Annotated in this window: 14 protein-coding genes; 7 read left to right on the top strand and 7 right to left on the bottom strand. The window is 63.7% G+C overall.

Annotation, left to right across the window (positions count from 1 at the left end; translation table 11 throughout):
• The first annotated feature begins 10 nt into the window (after nucleotides 1–10).
• Genes ASE26_RS00760 through hemW form a run of 3 tightly spaced genes read left to right on the top strand, consistent with a single transcriptional unit; the run spans nucleotide 11 to nucleotide 2,866 of the window.
• Complete coding sequence (locus ASE26_RS00760) at nucleotides 11–1,015, top strand: NADP-dependent oxidoreductase (protein WP_057245439.1); 1,005 nt, start codon at nucleotides 11–13, stop codon at nucleotides 1,013–1,015.
• Nucleotides 1,016–1,046: 31 nt separating this feature from the next.
• Nucleotides 1,047–1,634, top strand: coding sequence for an RdgB/HAM1 family non-canonical purine NTP pyrophosphatase (gene rdgB, locus ASE26_RS00765; protein WP_057245440.1), 588 nt, complete (start codon nucleotides 1,047–1,049; stop codon nucleotides 1,632–1,634).
• Nucleotides 1,631–2,866 carry a radical SAM family heme chaperone HemW gene (gene hemW, locus ASE26_RS00770; protein WP_057245441.1) on the top strand — a complete coding sequence of 412 codons (1,236 nt, stop codon included), beginning with the start codon at nucleotides 1,631–1,633 and terminating at the stop codon, nucleotides 2,864–2,866. Before rdgB ends, hemW begins: the two co-directional genes overlap by 4 nt.
• Before the next feature lie 427 nt (nucleotides 2,867–3,293).
• Here hemW and ASE26_RS00775 read toward each other — a convergent pair whose 3' ends face one another.
• The 6 genes from ASE26_RS00775 to tal form a co-directional block, all read right to left on the bottom strand.
• Entirely contained in the window at nucleotides 3,294–5,084 is a 1,791-nt protein-coding gene (locus tag ASE26_RS00775) for a methyl-accepting chemotaxis protein (protein WP_082591266.1), read from the bottom strand.
• Nucleotides 5,085–5,178: 94 nt separating this feature from the next.
• On the bottom strand, nucleotides 5,179–6,252 hold the full coding sequence (locus ASE26_RS00780; RefSeq protein ID WP_055930829.1) for a hypothetical protein: 1,074 nt from the start codon (nucleotides 6,250–6,252) through the stop codon (nucleotides 5,179–5,181).
• Nucleotides 6,252–7,727, bottom strand: coding sequence for an efflux transporter outer membrane subunit (locus tag ASE26_RS00785; protein WP_082507297.1), 1,476 nt, complete (start codon nucleotides 7,725–7,727; stop codon nucleotides 6,252–6,254). Before ASE26_RS00785 ends, ASE26_RS00780 begins: the two co-directional genes overlap by 1 nt.
• A complete protein-coding gene (locus ASE26_RS00790) occupies nucleotides 7,724–10,870 on the bottom strand; it encodes an efflux RND transporter permease subunit (RefSeq protein ID WP_055930832.1) in 3,147 nt (1,048 codons plus the stop codon). The genes ASE26_RS00785 and ASE26_RS00790 overlap by 4 nt, the downstream gene beginning before the upstream one ends.
• 12 nt (nucleotides 10,871–10,882) lie before the next feature.
• Nucleotides 10,883–12,076 carry an efflux RND transporter periplasmic adaptor subunit gene (locus ASE26_RS00795; protein WP_055930835.1) on the bottom strand — a complete coding sequence of 398 codons (1,194 nt, stop codon included), beginning with the start codon at nucleotides 12,074–12,076 and terminating at the stop codon, nucleotides 10,883–10,885.
• Nucleotides 12,077–12,208: 132 nt separating this feature from the next.
• On the bottom strand, nucleotides 12,209–13,138 hold the full coding sequence (tal, locus tag ASE26_RS00800) for a transaldolase (protein ID WP_057245442.1): 930 nt from the start codon (nucleotides 13,136–13,138) through the stop codon (nucleotides 12,209–12,211).
• 118 nt (nucleotides 13,139–13,256) lie between these two features.
• On the opposite strand from tal, the gene ASE26_RS00805 reads away from it, so the two are divergent.
• From ASE26_RS00805 to ASE26_RS00815, 3 genes are all read left to right on the top strand, one after another.
• Complete coding sequence (locus ASE26_RS00805; RefSeq protein ID WP_055930841.1) at nucleotides 13,257–13,631, top strand: hypothetical protein; 375 nt, start codon at nucleotides 13,257–13,259, stop codon at nucleotides 13,629–13,631.
• A 15-nt stretch (nucleotides 13,632–13,646) separates the two neighbouring features.
• On the top strand, nucleotides 13,647–14,903 hold the full coding sequence (locus tag ASE26_RS00810; RefSeq protein WP_055930844.1) for a D-amino acid dehydrogenase: 1,257 nt from the start codon (nucleotides 13,647–13,649) through the stop codon (nucleotides 14,901–14,903).
• A 76-nt stretch (nucleotides 14,904–14,979) separates the two neighbouring features.
• Nucleotides 14,980–15,255: a DUF4242 domain-containing protein gene (locus ASE26_RS00815; protein ID WP_055930847.1), complete on the top strand. Its 276-nt coding sequence runs from the start codon at nucleotides 14,980–14,982 to the stop codon at nucleotides 15,253–15,255.
• Here ASE26_RS00815 and ASE26_RS00820 read toward each other — a convergent pair.
• Nucleotides 15,252–16,193, bottom strand: a complete 942-nt coding sequence (locus tag ASE26_RS00820; protein WP_229208099.1) for a GGDEF domain-containing protein — start codon at nucleotides 16,191–16,193, stop codon at nucleotides 15,252–15,254. The genes ASE26_RS00815 and ASE26_RS00820 overlap by 4 nt on opposite strands.
• An 81-nt stretch (nucleotides 16,194–16,274) precedes the next feature.
• Here ASE26_RS00820 and ASE26_RS00825 point away from each other — a divergent pair, with 81 nt between their 5' ends.
• Nucleotides 16,275–16,679, top strand: a complete 405-nt coding sequence (locus ASE26_RS00825) for a hypothetical protein (RefSeq protein WP_055930852.1) — start codon at nucleotides 16,275–16,277, stop codon at nucleotides 16,677–16,679.
• Nucleotides 16,680–16,734: the final 55 nt, after the last annotated feature.

Consider the following 16,734-nt stretch of genomic DNA (forward strand, 5'->3'; position numbering starts at 1 on the left):
GTTCTGCACCATGACCAATAACCGCCAGTTCCTGCTTGCCCGCCGCCCAGAAGGCGCCATCCAGCGTTCCGATTTCGAACTTGCCGCAACGCCGCTGCGCGCCTTGGCGGACGGTGAGATCCTGATCCAGGTATCGCACATTTCGCTGGATCCCGCCATGCGCGGCTGGATGAACGCGTCGACCGAGTCGTACATGCCGCCGGTGGCGCTGGGTGAGGTGATGCGCGCCATTGCAGTTGGCCGCGTTGTCGAATCGCGCAATCCCGGCTTCGCAGCAGGCGAACATGTCACCGGCCTGCTGGGCGTGCAGGAATACGCGATCCACAGCGGCGCTGGACTGAACAAAGTCGACCCGTCGCTGGCGCCACTGCCATTGTTCCTCGGCGCGCTCGGCATGCCGGGCCTCACCGCCTATTTCGGCCTGCTCGACGTCGGCCAGCCGAAAGAGGGCGACACAGTTGTAGTTTCCGGTGCGGCCGGTGCGGTCGGTGCCATGGTGGGGCAGATCGCCAAGCTCAAAGGTGCGCGGGTGATCGGCATTGCAGGCGGCGCCGATAAAGTGCGTTACCTGGTCGAGGAGCTGGGCTTCGACGCGGCGATCGACTACAAGTCCGAAGACGTGGCCGCAGCATTGCGCCGGCATGCGCCGAAGGGCATCGATGTCTTCTTCGACAACGTGGGCGGCGCCATCCTCGATGCGGCGCTGGCCAACCTCGCACATGGTGCGCGCGTGGTGATCTGCGGTGCGATCTCGCAGTACAACAATACCGATGCCGTGGCCGGGCCGTCGAACTACCTGCAGCTGCTGGTCAAGCGCGCCACCATGCGCGGCGTGATGGTGGGCGACTACTATCACCGCGCGATGGAAGCCATCACCACCATGGGCGGCTGGATCCAGGCCGGCAAGCTGAAAACCCGCGAACATGTGGTGCAAGGCCTCGACACTTTCCCCGAGACCTTCGCCAAGCTGTTCACCGGCGCCAACCAGGGCAAGCTGGTGCTGCAAGTGGTTTAAAATATCGGCTCTTTCAAAAGAGCCGATATTCATGACACAACGCATCGTTCTCGCATCGAACAACAAGGGCAAGCTCAAGGAATTCAACGAGCTGCTCTCGACCATTGGTTTCTCTGCCCATCCGCAGGGTGAATTCGACGTGCCTGAGGCGGATGAGCCTTTCCACACTTTTGTCGAAAATGCACTGACCAAGGCGCGCCACGCAGCGCGCCTGACCGGCTTGCCGGCGCTGGCCGATGATTCGGGCGTATGCGTCAATGCGCTGGGCGGTGCGCCTGGCGTGTATTCAGCACGCTATGCAGGCGAGCCGAAATCGGACGCGCGCAACAGCGAGAAATTGATCGCCGACCTGGCAGCGCAAGCCGACAAATCGGCCTACTATTACTGTGTGCTGGTGTTCGTGCGCCACGCCGACGACCCGCAGCCGGTGATCGCCGACGGTCGCTGGGAAGGCGTGATCTCGGCCGAAGCGCGCGGCGAAGGCGGCTTTGGCTACGACCCGTACTTCCTGATTCCTGCGCTGGGCAAGCATGTGGCCGAACTGGCACCGGAAGAGAAGAACCGACTGTCCCATCGCGGCCAGGCCCTGCGTGCATTGGTAGAGAAGCTGAAGAAATGATCCCGATCAAGCCGGTCGGCAATGCCGTACCAAGCCGCACCATCGACAGCGCCGCCGGCGTCGCTGCAACCTACCTGCGCCCCGGCGCGCTGAACCTGCAAGCCCTGCCGCCGCTGTCGCTATACATCCACTGGCCGTGGTGCGTGCGCAAGTGCCCATATTGCGACTTCAATTCGCATGAGGCGAAGGGCGAAGTGCCTGAGAAGGAATACCTGGACGCGCTGCGGCGCGACCTGGAAATGTCGCTGCCCCTGGTCTGGGGCCGCAAGATCTACACGATCTTCATCGGCGGCGGCACACCGAGCCTGATGTCGGCGGCAGGCATGGAGCGCCTGATGTCGGACTTGCGCAGCCTGCTGCCGCTGGACGGCGCCTGCGAGATCACGATGGAGGCCAATCCCGGCACCTTCGAGGCCGAAAAGTTCCGCTCCTACCGCGACAGCGGCATCAACCGCCTGTCGATCGGTATCCAGAGCTTCAACAGCGAGCACCTGAAGGCGCTGGGCCGCATCCACGACGACGGCGAAGCAAAGCGCGCGGTAGAAATCGCGCTGGCGAACTTCGACAACTTCAACCTTGACCTGATGTACGCGCTGCCCAACCAGACGCTGGAACAGGCACGCCAGGATATCGAGACCGCGATTAGATTCAAGCCGCCGCACCTGTCGCTGTACCACCTGACGATGGAGCCGAACACCGTATTCGCGAAGTATCCGCCGCAGCTGCCGGACGACGACCTGAGTGCGGACATGCAGGACATGATCGCCGAACTGACTACCTCGAACGGCTACGGCCACTATGAAGTATCGGCCTACGCCAAACCTGGCCACCAGGCACGCCACAACCTGAACTACTGGCAGTTCGGCGACTACCTCGGCATCGGCGCCGGCGCCCACACCAAGCTGTCCTTCCCGCACCGCGTGCTGCGCCAGGCGCGCTACAAGCAACCCCAGTCCTATATGGACGCGGTGGCAGCTGGCAATCCGGTGCAGGAAGAGCGCGAACTGTCTCGCGACGAAATGGGCTTCGAGTTCATGTTGAACACCCTGCGCCTGCAAGGCGGCTTCGAGCCGAACCTGTTCGCCGAACGTACCGGCGTCGCGCTCAACACCATCGAGAAGCAGTTGAATGCAGCCGAAGCCAAAGGCCTGCTTTACCGTGACCACATGCTGATCAAGCCAACCGAATTGGGCCAACGCTTCCTCAACGACCTGCAGCAAATGTTCCTTTGATGGACGCCAGGCGCCGTTTTCAACGGCTACCCCAGGACTCCTCCAAGTCGGTGCCACAAGTCGGTACCAGGTCTGTCATTTGGACAGCTAGCGCTCACATTTGACGAATCTCAAAGTGCGAATTTGGCCGATTTCGCGTATTGATATTTATCAAAGAGTCGGCTCGCCTGTCCGAATGACAGACCTGGCACCGACTCATTTCCCGTGGCACCGACTCATTTCCGAATGACAGACCTGGCACCGACTCATGGCACCGACTCATGCCGATCCCAACATTGCAAACGACCATAAGCGTAACGCGCTCGACTACGCAAAAAACGTCGCATCGCCTGCCTCGATAGTGTCGCTATTGGAGAAAGCCCAAGGCCTTAAGAAACCTAAGCGGTAGATGGACCTGGCGATCCATCCCGCGTCGATCGTCCAGGCGTTAAAACTCTTCCCATTCGTCATTGGCCGCAGCCGGGGTGCGGCGTTCCGACTTGGTGCGTCGTTCCGTTGTCCGATCCTCTGCGGCGCTGGCCGTGGTATTTGCGTTGCGTGGCTTGGCTCGTGCATCGGGTGCGACCAGGCGCTTGGGCGGAGCAGCTTCGATGGACGCGGTGCCCGCTCCCTGATCTGCGACGCGGGCGGCAGGGCGGGGCTGGGCGCTCCAGCGTGCGACTGCTTCCGTCCCAAGCTTGAACGAGGCGGCGACTTGCGCGAGCTGGGCGGCCTGTTCCTGCATGCTGGCTGCAGCGGCGGCGGCTTCTTCCACCAGGGCGGCATTCTGCTGCGTCACCTGGTCCATCTGCCCAATGGCCTGGTTCACTTCATCGATGCCGACGCTTTGTTCGCGGCTGGCCGAGGTGATCTCGCCCATGATGTCGGTTACGCGGCGTACGCTGGTTACCACTTCACCCATGGTGGTGCCGGCCTGCTGCACCAGCGAGGTGCCGGTATTGACCTGTACCACGGAGTTGTCGATCAGTTCCTTGATCTCTTTCGCTGCTGCGGCGGAGCGCTGCGCCAGGTTGCGCACTTCGGAGGCGACCACGGCGAAGCCGCGGCCTTGTTCGCCGGCGCGTGCTGCTTCCACGGCGGCGTTCAGCGCGAGGATGTTGGTCTGGAAGGCGATGCCGTCGATGGTGCCGATGATGTCGACGATCTTGCGCGAGGAGGCGTCGATGGAGCCCATGGTTACCACCACCTGGCCGACAATTTCGCCGCCGCGTGCGGCCACGTCGGACGCGGCTTGCGCGAGCTGGTTGGCCTGGTTCGCGTTGTCGGCGTTCTGGCGCACGGTGGATGTCAGTTCTTCCATCGAGGAGGCGGTTTCCTCCAGTGAGCTGGCTTGCTGTTCGGTGCGTGAGGACAGGTCCAGGTTGCCTTCTGCGATTTCGCTGGAAGCGGTGGCGATTGCGGTGGTACCGGTCTGTACCTGGCTCACCACGCGGCGTAGCGCATCGTTCATCCCACGCAACGCCTTCATCAAGTCGCCGATCTCATCGCGTGCGGTCTGTTCGTCGAAATGGGTGGTCAGGTCGCCTTCGGCCACGGTGTTGGCGATGCCGAGTGCGGAATTCAGCGGCGCCGTGATGCTGCGCGAGATGACCCAGGCTGCCCAGGCGCCGAAGGCCAGCAGCAGGATGCCAAGGGTAAGCATCAGGCGGTTGCTGCGCGCGTTGGCTTCGTTGATGCCGGCCGCCGTGGCGTCGATGGCCTTGCGCTGCTGCGCCAGCAAGTCCTTGACCCGCTCCTGGTAGGCTTTGGCTGCTGGCTCGAACACGTCGCGGTACAGGCGTTCGCCTTCCGCCGCATCGCCAGCCTTCTTGGCGTTCATCACCTGGTTCTTCGCATCCTGGTATTTGGCTCGGATGGCGACTGCGTCCTGGTAGATCTTGCGTTCTTCATCCGACTCCAGCAAGCCTTCGATGGACTTCAACAGCTCGGCGCCGCGCTTGGCACTGTCGGCAATCGCGGTGGCGAAGGTGTTCGACAGTTCGCCGTCGCTGCTGCGCGCGATCATCTGCGTGCGTGCGACTGCCGAGTAGATCAGTACATACCAGTCCGAAACGATGCGCTCCTTGGCCAGCGGCCGGTCCATCATGGCGCGCGTAGCGTTGGCGGTTTCGTTGGAATGGTAAAGGGCGTAGCCGGTGCCGATCGCCGACAGCAGCAGGACGATGCCGAAGCCCGCCGCGAGGCGGGGCCCAATACGGAGCCGGGACAGGAATTGCATACAAGCCTCCAATGAGTTGGAGTTCTAGTATGCACCTGAATAGTTGCGTGGTAGATATCCCGTTGCAAGGCTGCAACAAGGAGTAACGCCTGATTTAGAACTGCTGAGCTATCTTCAGGTCCGGTTTCTCGGCCCATTGCGCCAACGCGTCGGCCATGCGCTGGCTTTCGCCAATTGCAGAAGTCCAGTCGCGGATGCGGGCGGCGTGCTCCTGGCCGTAGTGCTTGAAGTCCGTGCGGTCGGGCAGTTTGCGGTTCGGCAGGCCCGCCACGAAGGATGGCGAGGGTGAAACCAGGATCACGTTTTCCAGTGCGCTGTCGCGGGCGCGGCGCCACGGCATCGATTTATCGAGCCAGCCCGGCACGATATGGTCGGTGAAGTGCGGATACAGCACCAGGCCAACGTCACGCTGGTAGGGCAGGTGCAGGTGATAATCGATCAGGCCGCCGTCCCAGTAATCGCCGGGCGGCGCGCCGAGGATGTCGCTGACCGCTTCCAGCACCAGCGGGATCGAGCCGGAGGCCAGCAGGGCGGAGTGCAGGTTCTGCTCCGACAGGCCGATATAGTGCGAGGCGAAGGCATCGAAACTGGTGCGCAGCCAGGCCGCATCGTCGCGCGTGTCGTGGAAGACCACACGCTCCATGGCGCCGGCCAGGCGGCTGCGCGAGACGGCATTGCCGGCAGCGGCGCGCAGGAAGCCTGCCATTTCGCGCCAGCGGCTACCGCGCGTGCCGGCCAGCGGTCCGATACCGCGCACCGTGATCACCGACAGCAGGTAGTCGGGATTGGTCAGCATTTCGTTGCCGCGGCCATCGAGCACGCAGTCGAGCAGGCCGCGAATGACGCGGCTGACGTAGGCGGCGTCCACCTTTTCTGGGTAGGTCTGGCGGACATAGTGGTGGGCCAGGCGCTGCTGCGCAGCCACTGGATCGTGGAAGGCGCCGGCCGCCATGCGCCAGGCGCCGATCGAGGCGCCGATCAGGCGCCGTTTGCGCGGCGCCTGTTTCAGCCAATCGCCGAACATCCATTGGTCGATGCCGTTCAGGATCAGGCCTTTGGGGCCTCCCGCCGCTGCAGGGATGATGGCGATGTCGGAGGCCTGGAAGCCTTCGCGCTCGATGCGTTGGCGGGCGCGTTGGCCGAGCCGGATACTGATCGGTGAATCCACTACTTCAAACCTCCTCCAAGCGCGCGGTACAAGTCGATGGCGCTGGTCGTGCGCAGCAGGCGTGCCTGGACCAGGGCCTGCTCCGCGGTGAACAATTCGCGTTGGGCGTCGAGCACGTCGAGCGAGCTGGCGACCCCGTTTTCAAAGCGCAATTGTAATAGACGCAGGCGTTCGGCCTGGGCGTCCTGCACTGCGCGCTGGGCGGCCACCTGTTCGCCGAGGTAGCTGCGCGCGGCCAGTGCGTCCGCTACTTCGCGGAAGGCTTGCTGGATGGTCTTCTCGTAGTCGGCCACGGCGATATTCTTGCGGGCGTGGCTGACGTCGAGGTTGGCCAGGTTGCGGCCGGTGTCGAAGATCGGCAGCACCAGTTGCGGGGCGAAGCTCCAGGTGCTGCTGCCGCTTTCGAACAGGCCGCTGAAATCGCGGCTGGCGCTGCCGATCGCGCTGGTCAGCGTGATGCGTGGGAAGAAGGCGGCTCGGGCGGCGCCGATGTTGGCATTGGCGGCTTTCAGGCGCTGCTCGGCGGCGCGGATGTCGGGGCGGTTGGCCAGCAGGTCGGATGGCAGGCCGGCGGTCAGTGCGGACATGGCGTCGGCTTGCGCATCTTCCGTCGGGGCCGGGCCGCCGGTCGCGATGCCGGCTGGCAGAGTTTGGCCAAGCAGAAGGGCCAGCGCGTTGCTGGCTTGCGCGCGCTGGCGGGCCAGCGAAAGGGCGGCGGCGCGGGCGGTCTCCATCTGCTGCTCGTTGGAGCGCAGGTCGAGGCGGGAGGAGGCGCCGCCTTCCACACGTTGCTTCGTCAGTTCGAAGGTGCGCTTGCGGGCGTCGTAGGTGCTTTCGGCCAGCGTTTGCTGTTCGGCGAAGGCGCGTTCGGTGTAGTAGGCCTTTGCGACTTCGGAGACCAGGCTGATTTGTGCTGCTCGCCTGGCTTCTTCGGTGGCGAGGTAGCTGGCGAGGGCGGAGTCGCTCAGGCTTTTTACACGGCCAAAGAAGTCGAGCTCGAAGGCTGAAATGCCAAGGCCGGCGTCAAAGCGTTCGTTGATTTGCGCCTGGCCGCTGGAGTTGGCAAAGCCGGGCGCGCGGCTGCGCGATTCGCTGAGCGTGGCGTTCAGCGTTGGCAGGCGATCGGCGCGCTGGATGCGGTAGGCGCCGCGCGCTTCTTCGATGCGCAGGGCGGCGATGCGCAGGTCGCGGTTGTTTTCCAGCGCTGTCGTGATCAGCTGCTGGAGGCGTCCGTCAGGGAAGAAGGTGCGCCAGCCGGTTTCGGCGGCGGTTTGCGTTGCGCCGGCCGTTGCAGCGCTGCCGGAGGCGCCGGCGGAGGGCTGCACGGCAGGGAAGGCGTCAGCCACCGGCGCAGCGGGGCGCTGGTAGGCAGGCGCCATCGAACAGCCGGAGACCGCACCGGCCAGCAGCAGTGCGGCGGCCAGGGTGCGGGTGCGCGAAGCAGGCGAGGAATTGGAGAGAGAGGGCTTCATCATTGCTTCGACTCCGGAAGATCGAGTTCATGCGCGGCGAGGCGGCGTTGCCGTTCGCTGCCTTTGAAGATACGGCGCACGACCACAAAGAACACGGGCACCAGGAATACGGCCAGCACGGTGGCAGTAATCATGCCGCCCATCACGCCGGTACCGATGGCGCGCTGCGAGGCCGAACCGGCGCCGGAGGCGATCACCAGCGGCAGCACGCCGAGGATGAAGGCGAGGGAGGTCATGATGATCGGGCGGAAGCGCAGGTGCACCGCTTCCAGCGTCGCTTCAACCAGCCCTTTGCCTTGCGCCTGCAAGTCCTTGGCGAATTCGATGATCAGGATCGCGTTCTTGGCGGACAAGCCGATGATCGCAATCAGGCCGACCTTGAAGTACACATCGTTCGGCAGGTCGCGAAGGTGCGCACCGAGCAGGGCACCGAGCACGCCCAGCGGCACCACCAGCAGCACCGCCACAGGAATCGATTCCGATTCGTACAGCGCGGCCAGGACCAGGAAGGCGGCCAGCATGGACAGGGCAAACAGCGCCGGGGCCTGCGAGCCGGACAAGCGTTCTTCGGCCGATTGTCCGGTCCACTCGATGCCGAAGCCCGGCGGCAATTGCTCGGCCAGGCGCAGCAGCTCCTCCATCGCCTCGCCGGTAGAATGCCCTGCGGCTGCATTGGCGCTCAGGCGGTAAGCCGGATAGCCGTTGTAGCGCACCAGCTGGATCGGGCCGGTCACCCAGCGCGTATTGGCGAACGAGGCGAATGGAACCATTGTGCCGGTGCTGCTGCGCACGTTCAGGCGCAGGATATCTTCCGGCTGCATGCGGCGCAGTTGGTCGGCTTGCACGATAACGCGCTGTTGGCGCCCGCTGGCGGCAAAGTCGTTCACGTAGGACGAGCCGAAGGAGGTACCCAGCGTGGCCGTGATATCCGAGAAGGCCACGCCCAGCGCATTGGCCTTTTCGCGGTCGATATCGACCTGCAGTTGCGGTGCGTCTTCCAGGCCTTCCGGACGCATGCCGGCCAGGATCTTGCTCTTGCCCGCCAGTTCGAGAAGCTGGTTGCGCGCCGCCAGCAGGGCTTCGTGGCCAAGGCCGCCCCGGTCCTGCAGGCGGGCCGTAATACCGGTGGCGTTACCCAATTCGCGGATCGGCGGCGGGCTCAGTGCGAAGACTTGCGCGTCCTGGATATGCGCCAGGCCGCCGAAGGAGCGGCCGGCAATCGCATCGGCCGACTGGTCAGGTCCGCGCTCTTTCCAGTCTTTCAGCGGCACGAACACCAGGCCGGCATTCTGGCCGCTGCCGGAGAAGCTGAAACCTGCCACCGCGATGGTGCGCGCCACGCCCGGCTGGGCGCGGAAGTAGGAATCCACTTCGGCCAGCACGGCCTCGGCGCGGTTGCGCGAGGCGCCGGGAGGCAGCTGCACGTTGGCGATGATATAGCCCTGGTCTTCGTTCGGCAGGAAGGAGGAGGGCAAGCGCACGTACAGCCACGCCACGATACCCAGCAGCGCGGCGAAGATCAGCAGGAAGCGGCCGGTGCGCGTCAGGATCTTGGCCACCCAGCCTTGGTAATGCGAGGCGGTGGAAGCGAAGCCGCGGTTGAACCAGCCGAAAATGCCGGTCTTGGCATGATGGTGGCCGGCTTCGACCGGTTTCAGCATGGTCGCACACAGCGCCGGCGTCAGCGACAGCGCCATCAGCGCGGAGAACACCATGGCCGATACCATCGACAGCGAGAACTGGCGGTAGATCGCGCCCACGGCGCCGCCGAAGAATGCCATCGGAATGAAGACGGCGATCAGCACCAGCGTGATGCCGATGATCGCGCCGGTGATCTGCGACATGGCCTTGCGCGTCGCATCGCGCGGCGACAAGCCTTCCTCGCTCATGATGCGCTCGACGTTCTCCACCACCACGATCGCATCGTCCACCAGGATACCGATGGCCAGCACCATGCCGAACATGGTCAGCACGTTGATCGAGAAGCCGAATATCTGCATGGCGGCGAAAGTACCCATCAGCGCGACCGGCACCACGATGGTCGGGATCAGGGTGTAGCGGAAGTTTTGCAGGAAAATGTACATCACCAGGAACACCAGGGCCACAGCTTCCAGCAGGGTCTTGACCACTTCCTCGATGGAGATCTTGACGAACAGCGAGGTGTCATACGGCACGGTGTATTTCAGGCCCGGCGGGAAGTACTTCTGCAGCTCGTCCATCTTTTCCCGCACGATGGTGGCGGTGGCCAGGGCGTTGCCGGTCAGCGATTGCTGCACGGCGATGGCGACGAATGGCTGGCCGCTCAGGCGCGCCTGGATGCCGTAGCTGGCGCCGCCCAGTTCCATGCGGGCCACGTCGCGCAGCCGCACCAGCGAGCCGTCACGGTTGGCGCGCAGCACGACCTTGCCGAATTCCTCGACCGACGACAATTGGCCTGTTACCACCACGGGCGCGAACCAGGCCTGCGAACGCGGGTTCGGCAGGTCACCCACCGTGCCGCCTGCCACCTGGGCATTCTGCTGGCGGATCGCGGTCGTCACGTCGCTCATATTGAGCTTGTAGCCGGTTAGCTTGTCGGGGTCGACCCAGATCCGCATCGAGCGCTCGGTACCGAACAACTGGGCCTGGCCCACGCCCGGCAGGCGTTTGATTTCATTGAGCACGTTGCGCGCCAGGTAGTCGCCGATCGCAGTCGGGTCCATGCTGCCGTCGGTCGAGTAGGCGCCGACGAACATCAGGATGTTGGAACGCGCCTTGTTGACCTGGACGCCTTGCTGGATCACCGCCTGCGGCAGGCGCGATTCAACGCGCTTGATGCGGTTCTGCACGTCCACTGCCGCCAGGTCGGGATTGGTGCCGGGCTGGAAGGTGACTGTGATGCTGACGGAACCGTTCGAATCGCTTTGCGACTCGACGTACTGCAAGCCGTCGGCGCCGTTCATCTCCTGTTCAATGACGGAGGTGACGGCATCGTCCAGCACCTGCGCGGTGGCGCCAGGATAAGTGGCGCTGACGACGATGGACGGCGGCGCGATGGTCGGGTATTGCGCCACCGGCAGCATGGTGATCGCCAGCGCTCCACCCAGCAGGATGAAGAGGGCGATCACCCACGCGAATACGGGGCGGTCGATAAAGAACTTTGCCATGTGGCGGCCCCTTTACCTGGCCGCCGGGGCGGATGCGGCAGGCGCAGCGCCTGCCGGTGCCGGTCCGGATGCCGGACCTTTCCACGGAACCGCATTGACGGTGCCGCCTGGCTTGGTTTTCTGGAAGCCTTCCACGATGATGCGCTCGCCGCCTTTCAGGCCGGAGCTGACCACCCATTTGCCGCCGGCTGCGGCGTCGGCCTTGACCGGCACCGAGCTGACCTTGTTGTCGGCGCCGACCACCAGCACCGTGGCGCCTTCCGCGCCGCGCACGACGGCTTGCTGCGGCACGGTGATGGCCGATTCATTGACGCCTTGTTCCAGTCGGGCGCGCACGTACATGCCCGGCAGCAGGTTGCGTTCGGGGTTGGGGAATTCGGCGCGCATCGATACCGAGCCGCTGGATTCGTCGACTGCGACATCGGAGAACAGCAGCTTGCCGGGGCGAGAATATTCCTGTCCGTCTTCGGTCAGCAGGGTGACGCGCGCCTGGTCCTTGCCGGCGCTTTTGAGCGTGCCCGCAGCCAGTGCCTGTTTCAGGCGCAGCAGCTCTGCGGAGGATTGCGTGATGGTGACGTAAATCGGGTCCAGTTGCTGCACGGTCGCCATTGGCGTCGCTTCGTTCTGCCCAACCAGTGCGCCCTCGGTGACCAGGGCGCGTCCCACGCGGCCCGAGATCGGCGCGGTGACTGTGGCATAGCCCAGTGTCAGCCCCGCATTCTTGCGCGCGGCGCGAGCCGACTGCAATTCGGCGCCAGCCTGCTTCTGCGCGGTGACCGCGTCGTCGTATTCCTGCTGGCTGACTGCCTGCGCTGCCAGCAGCGGCTTGTAGCGCTTGGCCTTGAGGTCGGCCTGCGCCAGGTTGGCTTCAGCGCGGGCGATGGCGGCATCGGCGCTTTCCACATTGGCCTGGAATTGCGCGGGATCGATGCGGAACAGGACTTCACCGGCCTTGACATCGCCGCCCTCCCTGAATACGCGCTGCAGCACGATGCCCGGCGTACGCGCTCGCACCTGGGCAATGCGCGAAGCTTCGACGCGGCCCGGCAGCTCATTGGTGATGGTGACTGCGCCGCTGGTGGCGGTGATCACGGATACGGTGGGAGGGGGCGGGGCGGCCTTGTTGGCGTCTTTCTTATCGCCGCAGGCCGCAAGGGTAAGCGACAGGGCAATTGCCAGCGGCAGGGTGCGCAATACAGGTTTCATTGGCGTCTCGTTTTGGGAGGGTGGGACTGCGCCGAAAATTGTATAACACTGTCAATTGTAACGTTTTGTACAGCCAAAAATAACAAAAAAGGACGCCGAAGCGTCCTTTGCCTGCAAAGAACCGGGCGGCGCTTAGCGAATTGCCGAGATCATCTGCTTCAGCTTATTGGAGTCGGCCACGAAGGCGCGGATGCCTTCGGCCAGCTTATCAGTCGCCATCGCATCTTCGTTGAGCATGAAGCGGAAGGTCTTCTCGTCCATCGAAATCTTGACGGCGGTGCCGGTATCGGCCGGCGACAGCTTGCGCTCGACCGGTGCCTGGGTGTCGGCCAGTTTTTGCAGCAGGTCCGGCGAAATGGTCAGCAGGTCGCAGCCGGCCAGTTCCAGGATCTGGCTGGTGTTGCGGAAGGACGCGCCCATCACTTCGGTTTTGTAGCCGAATTTGCGGTAGTAGTTGTAGATGCGCTTGACCGACTGCACGCCCGGATCTTCGGCGCCCAGGTAGTCGATGCCCGTGGATTTCTTGAACCAGTCGTAGATGCGGCCGACGAACGGGGAAATCAGCTGCGAGCCCGCTTCGGCGCAGGCGATGGCCTGGCACAGCGAGAACAGCAGGGTCATATTGGTGCGGATGCCTTCCTTCTCCAGTTGCTCGGAAGCGCGGATGCCTTCCCAGGTAGAGGCAATCTTGATCAGCACTCGTTCGCGTGGAATGCCGGCCTTTTCATACAGGGCGATCAGCTCACGGCCTTTGGCCACATTGCCCGCCACGTCGAAGGACAGGGCGGCGTCGATTTCAGTCGAAACGCGGCCTGGCACGTACTTCAGGATCTCGGTGCCGAAGGCGATCAGCAGCTTGTCGATGATTTCGCCGGTGGGAGCGTTCGGGTTGTCGCGCACGGCTTTTTCCAGCAGCGGCTTGTATTCATCCTTCTGCACCGCCTTCAGGATCAGCGAGGGATTGGTGGTTGCGTCTTGCGGCGCATAAGCCTTGATCGACTGGAAATCGCCGGTGTCGGCAACAACGGTAGTGTATTGCTTGAGCTGTTCGAGCTGGTTCATTGCAGTCCTGGATACGTGAGGGACAAAAAACCTATTGTACTAAATCAGCGCGGCCCGCCATGTTGCGTTTACAATGGGGACTATTAGTATTTTCATATTTTGGTCTGAGGAGTTAGCCATGGTTTTGGCAATCGTTGGAGCGCTGCTGCTGGCGCTGGGTCTGTTTTCTGGAGCTGCGCTGGTCCTGGCGCAGCTGGGCGTCGGTGGACTGGTGGCCGGCGTTTCGCTGTGGCTGATGTTCCCGCTGTTCAGCGTAGCGGGCTACCTGTTGTTTGCCACCGGCGCACGCGTGGCCAATTTCCGCGTGCTGTCGTTTGCCGTGTCGATCGCCTTGCTGCTGCTGGCGCTGGGCTGCGCTGTAGCCCTGGTGGCCGATGCTACTGCTCTGATGGCGCTGCACGGCGGTACCGGTGCGCTGTGGTATGTATTGCTGATTGCCGGCGTGCTGGGCGCCAGCGGCGCCGCATCGCATGGAAGGACGGCGGCGCAGTAAGTAGCTGGCACCCTCATGAAATCAGTCGCGGTCATCGGCGGTGGCATCAGCGGCGTTACGACGGCTTATGCGTTGGCGCGCCGCGGCCTCCAGGTCACCTTGTTCGAGCGCCATCGCTATCCCGCGATGGAGACCTCTTTCGCCAACGGCGGCCAGCTTTCAGCCTCCCATGCCGAAGCGTGGAATAGCTGGAGCACGGTAGGCAAAGGCTTGAAGTGGATGCTGCGCAGCGATGCGCCGCTGCTGGTCAACCCGAAGCCGAACTGGCACAAGCTGTCCTGGTTCGCCGAATTCCTGGCCGCCATTCCCCGTTACGAAGCCAACACAATCACCAGCACGCGGCTGGCGATTGCGGCGCGCGAGCACCTGTTTGGCTGGGCGCGCGAAGAGGGCATCGATTTCGACGCACGGCATGAGGGCATCCTGCATGTCTACCGCGACAAGGCCGGTTTCGACCATGCGGCGCGGGTAACCGGCTTGCTGGAGCAGGGCGGCTTGCAGCGGCGCGCCGTTACGCCGGACGAGATGCGGGCGATCGAGCCGGCGCTGGAGGAGCGCTTCTACGGCGGTTTCTTTACCGAGAGCGACAGTACGGGCGACATCCACAAATTCACGGTGGGACTGGCGCAAGCCGCTGAAGCGCGCGGCGTGCAGATGGTGTACGGCGCCGACGTGCGCAGCGTAGGGGCGGGCGGCGATAGTGCGCGGCTCAGGTTCGCGCTGGACGGCGTGGAGGAGGAGCGTTGCTTCCATGCGCTGGTTGTCTGCGCCGGTACGGCCAGCCGCGAGATTGCCGCCATGCTGGGCGACCGCGTCAACGTCTATCCGGTAAAAGGCTATTCGATCACGGTCATGCTGGAGGACGCGCCAAGCCGCGCTGCGGCGCCCACTGTCAGCCTGGTGGACGATGCGGCCAAGCTGGTAAGCAGCCGGCTGGGCGGCAATCGCTTCCGCGTGGCGGGAACGGCGGAATTCAACGGCTTTAACCGCGACATCCGCGCCGACCGCATCGCGCCGCTGGTGAACTGGGTGCAGCAGTGCTTTCCCGGCGTCAGCACGCGGCAGGTGGTGCCGTGGGCAGGCTTGCGGCCGATGATGCCGGACCTGATGCCGCGTGTCGGGGCGGGCAGGCGGCCGGGCGTGTTTTACAACACGGGCCATGGCCACCTGGGATGGACCATGTCGGCTGCTACTGCTGAGATCATTGCCGGGCAGGTGCAGGCGGCGCTCGAGCCGGGCGCGCAGCGCGGGCGCGCACCGTTGGCAGCGTGACTGGACAGCGCGGCAGGATGGTCTATGGTGAAGATTGGCGGCTCGGCCGCGAATCAGGGAACCCAAGGAGACCATCATGCCCCGCTATATTGTTGAGCGCACTTTCCCGGACGGCTTGCACATTCCTGTCAACGCCGATGGCGCCAAAGCCTGCGACGCCGTGATCGGCACCAATGCCCGCAGCGGCGTCACCTGGATCCATTCCTACGTGAGCGACGACCTGCGCAAGACTTACTGCCTGTATGAAGCCCCGTCGCCGGAAGCGATCCGCGAGACGGCGGAAATGAACCAGCTGCCGGTGGATAAGATCACCCAGGTGACTTCGCTCGATCCTTACTTCTACAAAGGTTAGGCGGGCTGCCCGACGATCACGCGGTTGCGGCCTTCGCGCTTGGCGGCGTAGAGTGCGCGGTCGGCCGCTTCCAGCAGCGCCTTGGCGTCTTCCAGGTGATCCTTGTCGAAACTGGCGACACCGATGCTCAGCGTGACGTGCGGGTGAACGGCATTGGGCGCGTGCGCCATGTTCAGCGATTCCACGTGGGCGCGGATCACTTCCGCATGCTGTGCTGCCTGTTCCGGCGTGGTATCCGGCAGGATGGCTGCAAATTCCTCGCCGCCGTAACGCGCAGCCAGGTCGGCCGGCCGTTGCAGCCGCGAGGCGAAGGCTTCCGCCACCATGGTCAGGCAGGCGTCGCCTTGCTGGTGGCCAAAGTGGTCGTTATAGGCCTTGAAGGAATCGATATCCATCAGCAGCAGCGACAGGCTGGCACCCTGGCGCTGGGCGCGGCGCAGTTCACGATCCAATGCCACGTCGAAGTGGCGGCGGTTGGCGATGCCGGTCAGGCCATCGACATAGGATTGCGCGCGCAGCGCTTCGGCCTGGCCGCGCAGTTGGCGTTCACGGCCGACGGTATTGCTGACGTCCGCCACCTCAACCAGGCAAAAGCGCTCCTTGCCTTCGTTGAAGGGCGTGAGCGTAACGGACTGCTCGATACGTTCGCCGCCCCAGGTGCCGGCGGCAAACAGCGGGAAGGGCGTGCGGTCCTGGTTTTGCGGCAGCACGGACGGCAGGTTGTTGGCCAGGGCAGTGTGCAGCGACTGTTCGATGCGCTTGCCCGACAATTCGGGAAAAGCTTCAACCAGGGTCAGTCCCAGCACGCGGGGTGGGGCCATGCCGGAGCGGCTGGCCAGCCATTGGTTCCAGAAAACGATGCGCTGGTCGGCGTCCAGCACCATCAAGCCGAGGTTGGCGAGGCCTAAAACACGGCCATATAGTGTCGATTCTTGCATGAAAGGCATTATATGGATTTTAGAGTTTTGCGTCGGATTTTAGTGTTGAGCAATTGCTCTACAGAAAAATATAATACCGCTATGAAAAAACTTACCATCCTGGCCGCGCTGTGCGCCGCCTTCTCCGCGCACGCTGCAGAAGCTACCCCGCAAGCGGCACTCGATCATTTCCTGAAATTCGAACTGGACGGCGGCCGCCTCCACAACGATACCGAAGGCTATTACGAACAGGTGCACCTGGTCGACGGCTGGAAGACTGACGCCGTGAGCTGCGAAGGCGCGCGCTGCAAGGCCACCGTCACTTTCACCTACACCCCGACAACCGGGCTCGATATGGAGCAGGCCGTACCCCACCCGAAGGGCGGTAGCGCGCAAGTCGAGTACATCGTTCTGCAGAAGGGCGGCCAGTGGCAGGTGGAATCCGGCAAGGACACGCCGCACGTGTCGCGCGTCGCCATGGAAAAAATGTTGCGAGAAGGCCTCTAATTCATCAATCGTGCGTCAGGTGAGTTGCTCCTTGGATATAATTGGTGAGATTTAT

This window comes from Duganella sp. Root198D2, assembly GCF_001428585.1.
Classification (GTDB): Bacteria; Pseudomonadota; Gammaproteobacteria; order Burkholderiales; family Burkholderiaceae_D; genus Rugamonas.

What these genes read in the sequence shown, in the direction of transcription:
- ASE26_RS00760 (WP_057245439.1), top strand. Translation starts at nt 11, where the DNA reads ATGACCAATAACCGCCAGTTCCTGCTTGCCCGCCGCCCAGAAGGCGCC.
- rdgB (WP_057245440.1), top strand. Translation starts at nt 1,047, where the DNA reads ATGACACAACGCATCGTTCTCGCATCGAACAACAAGGGCAAGCTCAAG.
- hemW (WP_057245441.1), top strand. Translation starts at nt 1,631, where the DNA reads ATGATCCCGATCAAGCCGGTCGGCAATGCCGTACCAAGCCGCACCATC.
- ASE26_RS00775 (WP_082591266.1), bottom strand. Translation starts at nt 5,084, where the DNA reads ATGCAATTCCTGTCCCGGCTCCGTATTGGGCCCCGCCTCGCGGCGGGC.
- ASE26_RS00785 (WP_082507297.1), bottom strand. Translation starts at nt 7,727, where the DNA reads ATGATGAAGCCCTCTCTCTCCAATTCCTCGCCTGCTTCGCGCACCCGC.
- ASE26_RS00790 (WP_055930832.1), bottom strand. Translation starts at nt 10,870, where the DNA reads ATGGCAAAGTTCTTTATCGACCGCCCCGTATTCGCGTGGGTGATCGCC.
- ASE26_RS00795 (WP_055930835.1), bottom strand. Translation starts at nt 12,076, where the DNA reads ATGAAACCTGTATTGCGCACCCTGCCGCTGGCAATTGCCCTGTCGCTT.
- tal (WP_057245442.1), bottom strand. Translation starts at nt 13,138, where the DNA reads ATGAACCAGCTCGAACAGCTCAAGCAATACACTACCGTTGTTGCCGAC.
- ASE26_RS00805 (WP_055930841.1), top strand. Translation starts at nt 13,257, where the DNA reads ATGGTTTTGGCAATCGTTGGAGCGCTGCTGCTGGCGCTGGGTCTGTTT.
- ASE26_RS00810 (WP_055930844.1), top strand. Translation starts at nt 13,647, where the DNA reads ATGAAATCAGTCGCGGTCATCGGCGGTGGCATCAGCGGCGTTACGACG.
- ASE26_RS00815 (WP_055930847.1), top strand. Translation starts at nt 14,980, where the DNA reads ATGCCCCGCTATATTGTTGAGCGCACTTTCCCGGACGGCTTGCACATT.
- ASE26_RS00820 (WP_229208099.1), bottom strand. Translation starts at nt 16,193, where the DNA reads ATGCAAGAATCGACACTATATGGCCGTGTTTTAGGCCTCGCCAACCTC.
- ASE26_RS00825 (WP_055930852.1), top strand. Translation starts at nt 16,275, where the DNA reads ATGAAAAAACTTACCATCCTGGCCGCGCTGTGCGCCGCCTTCTCCGCG.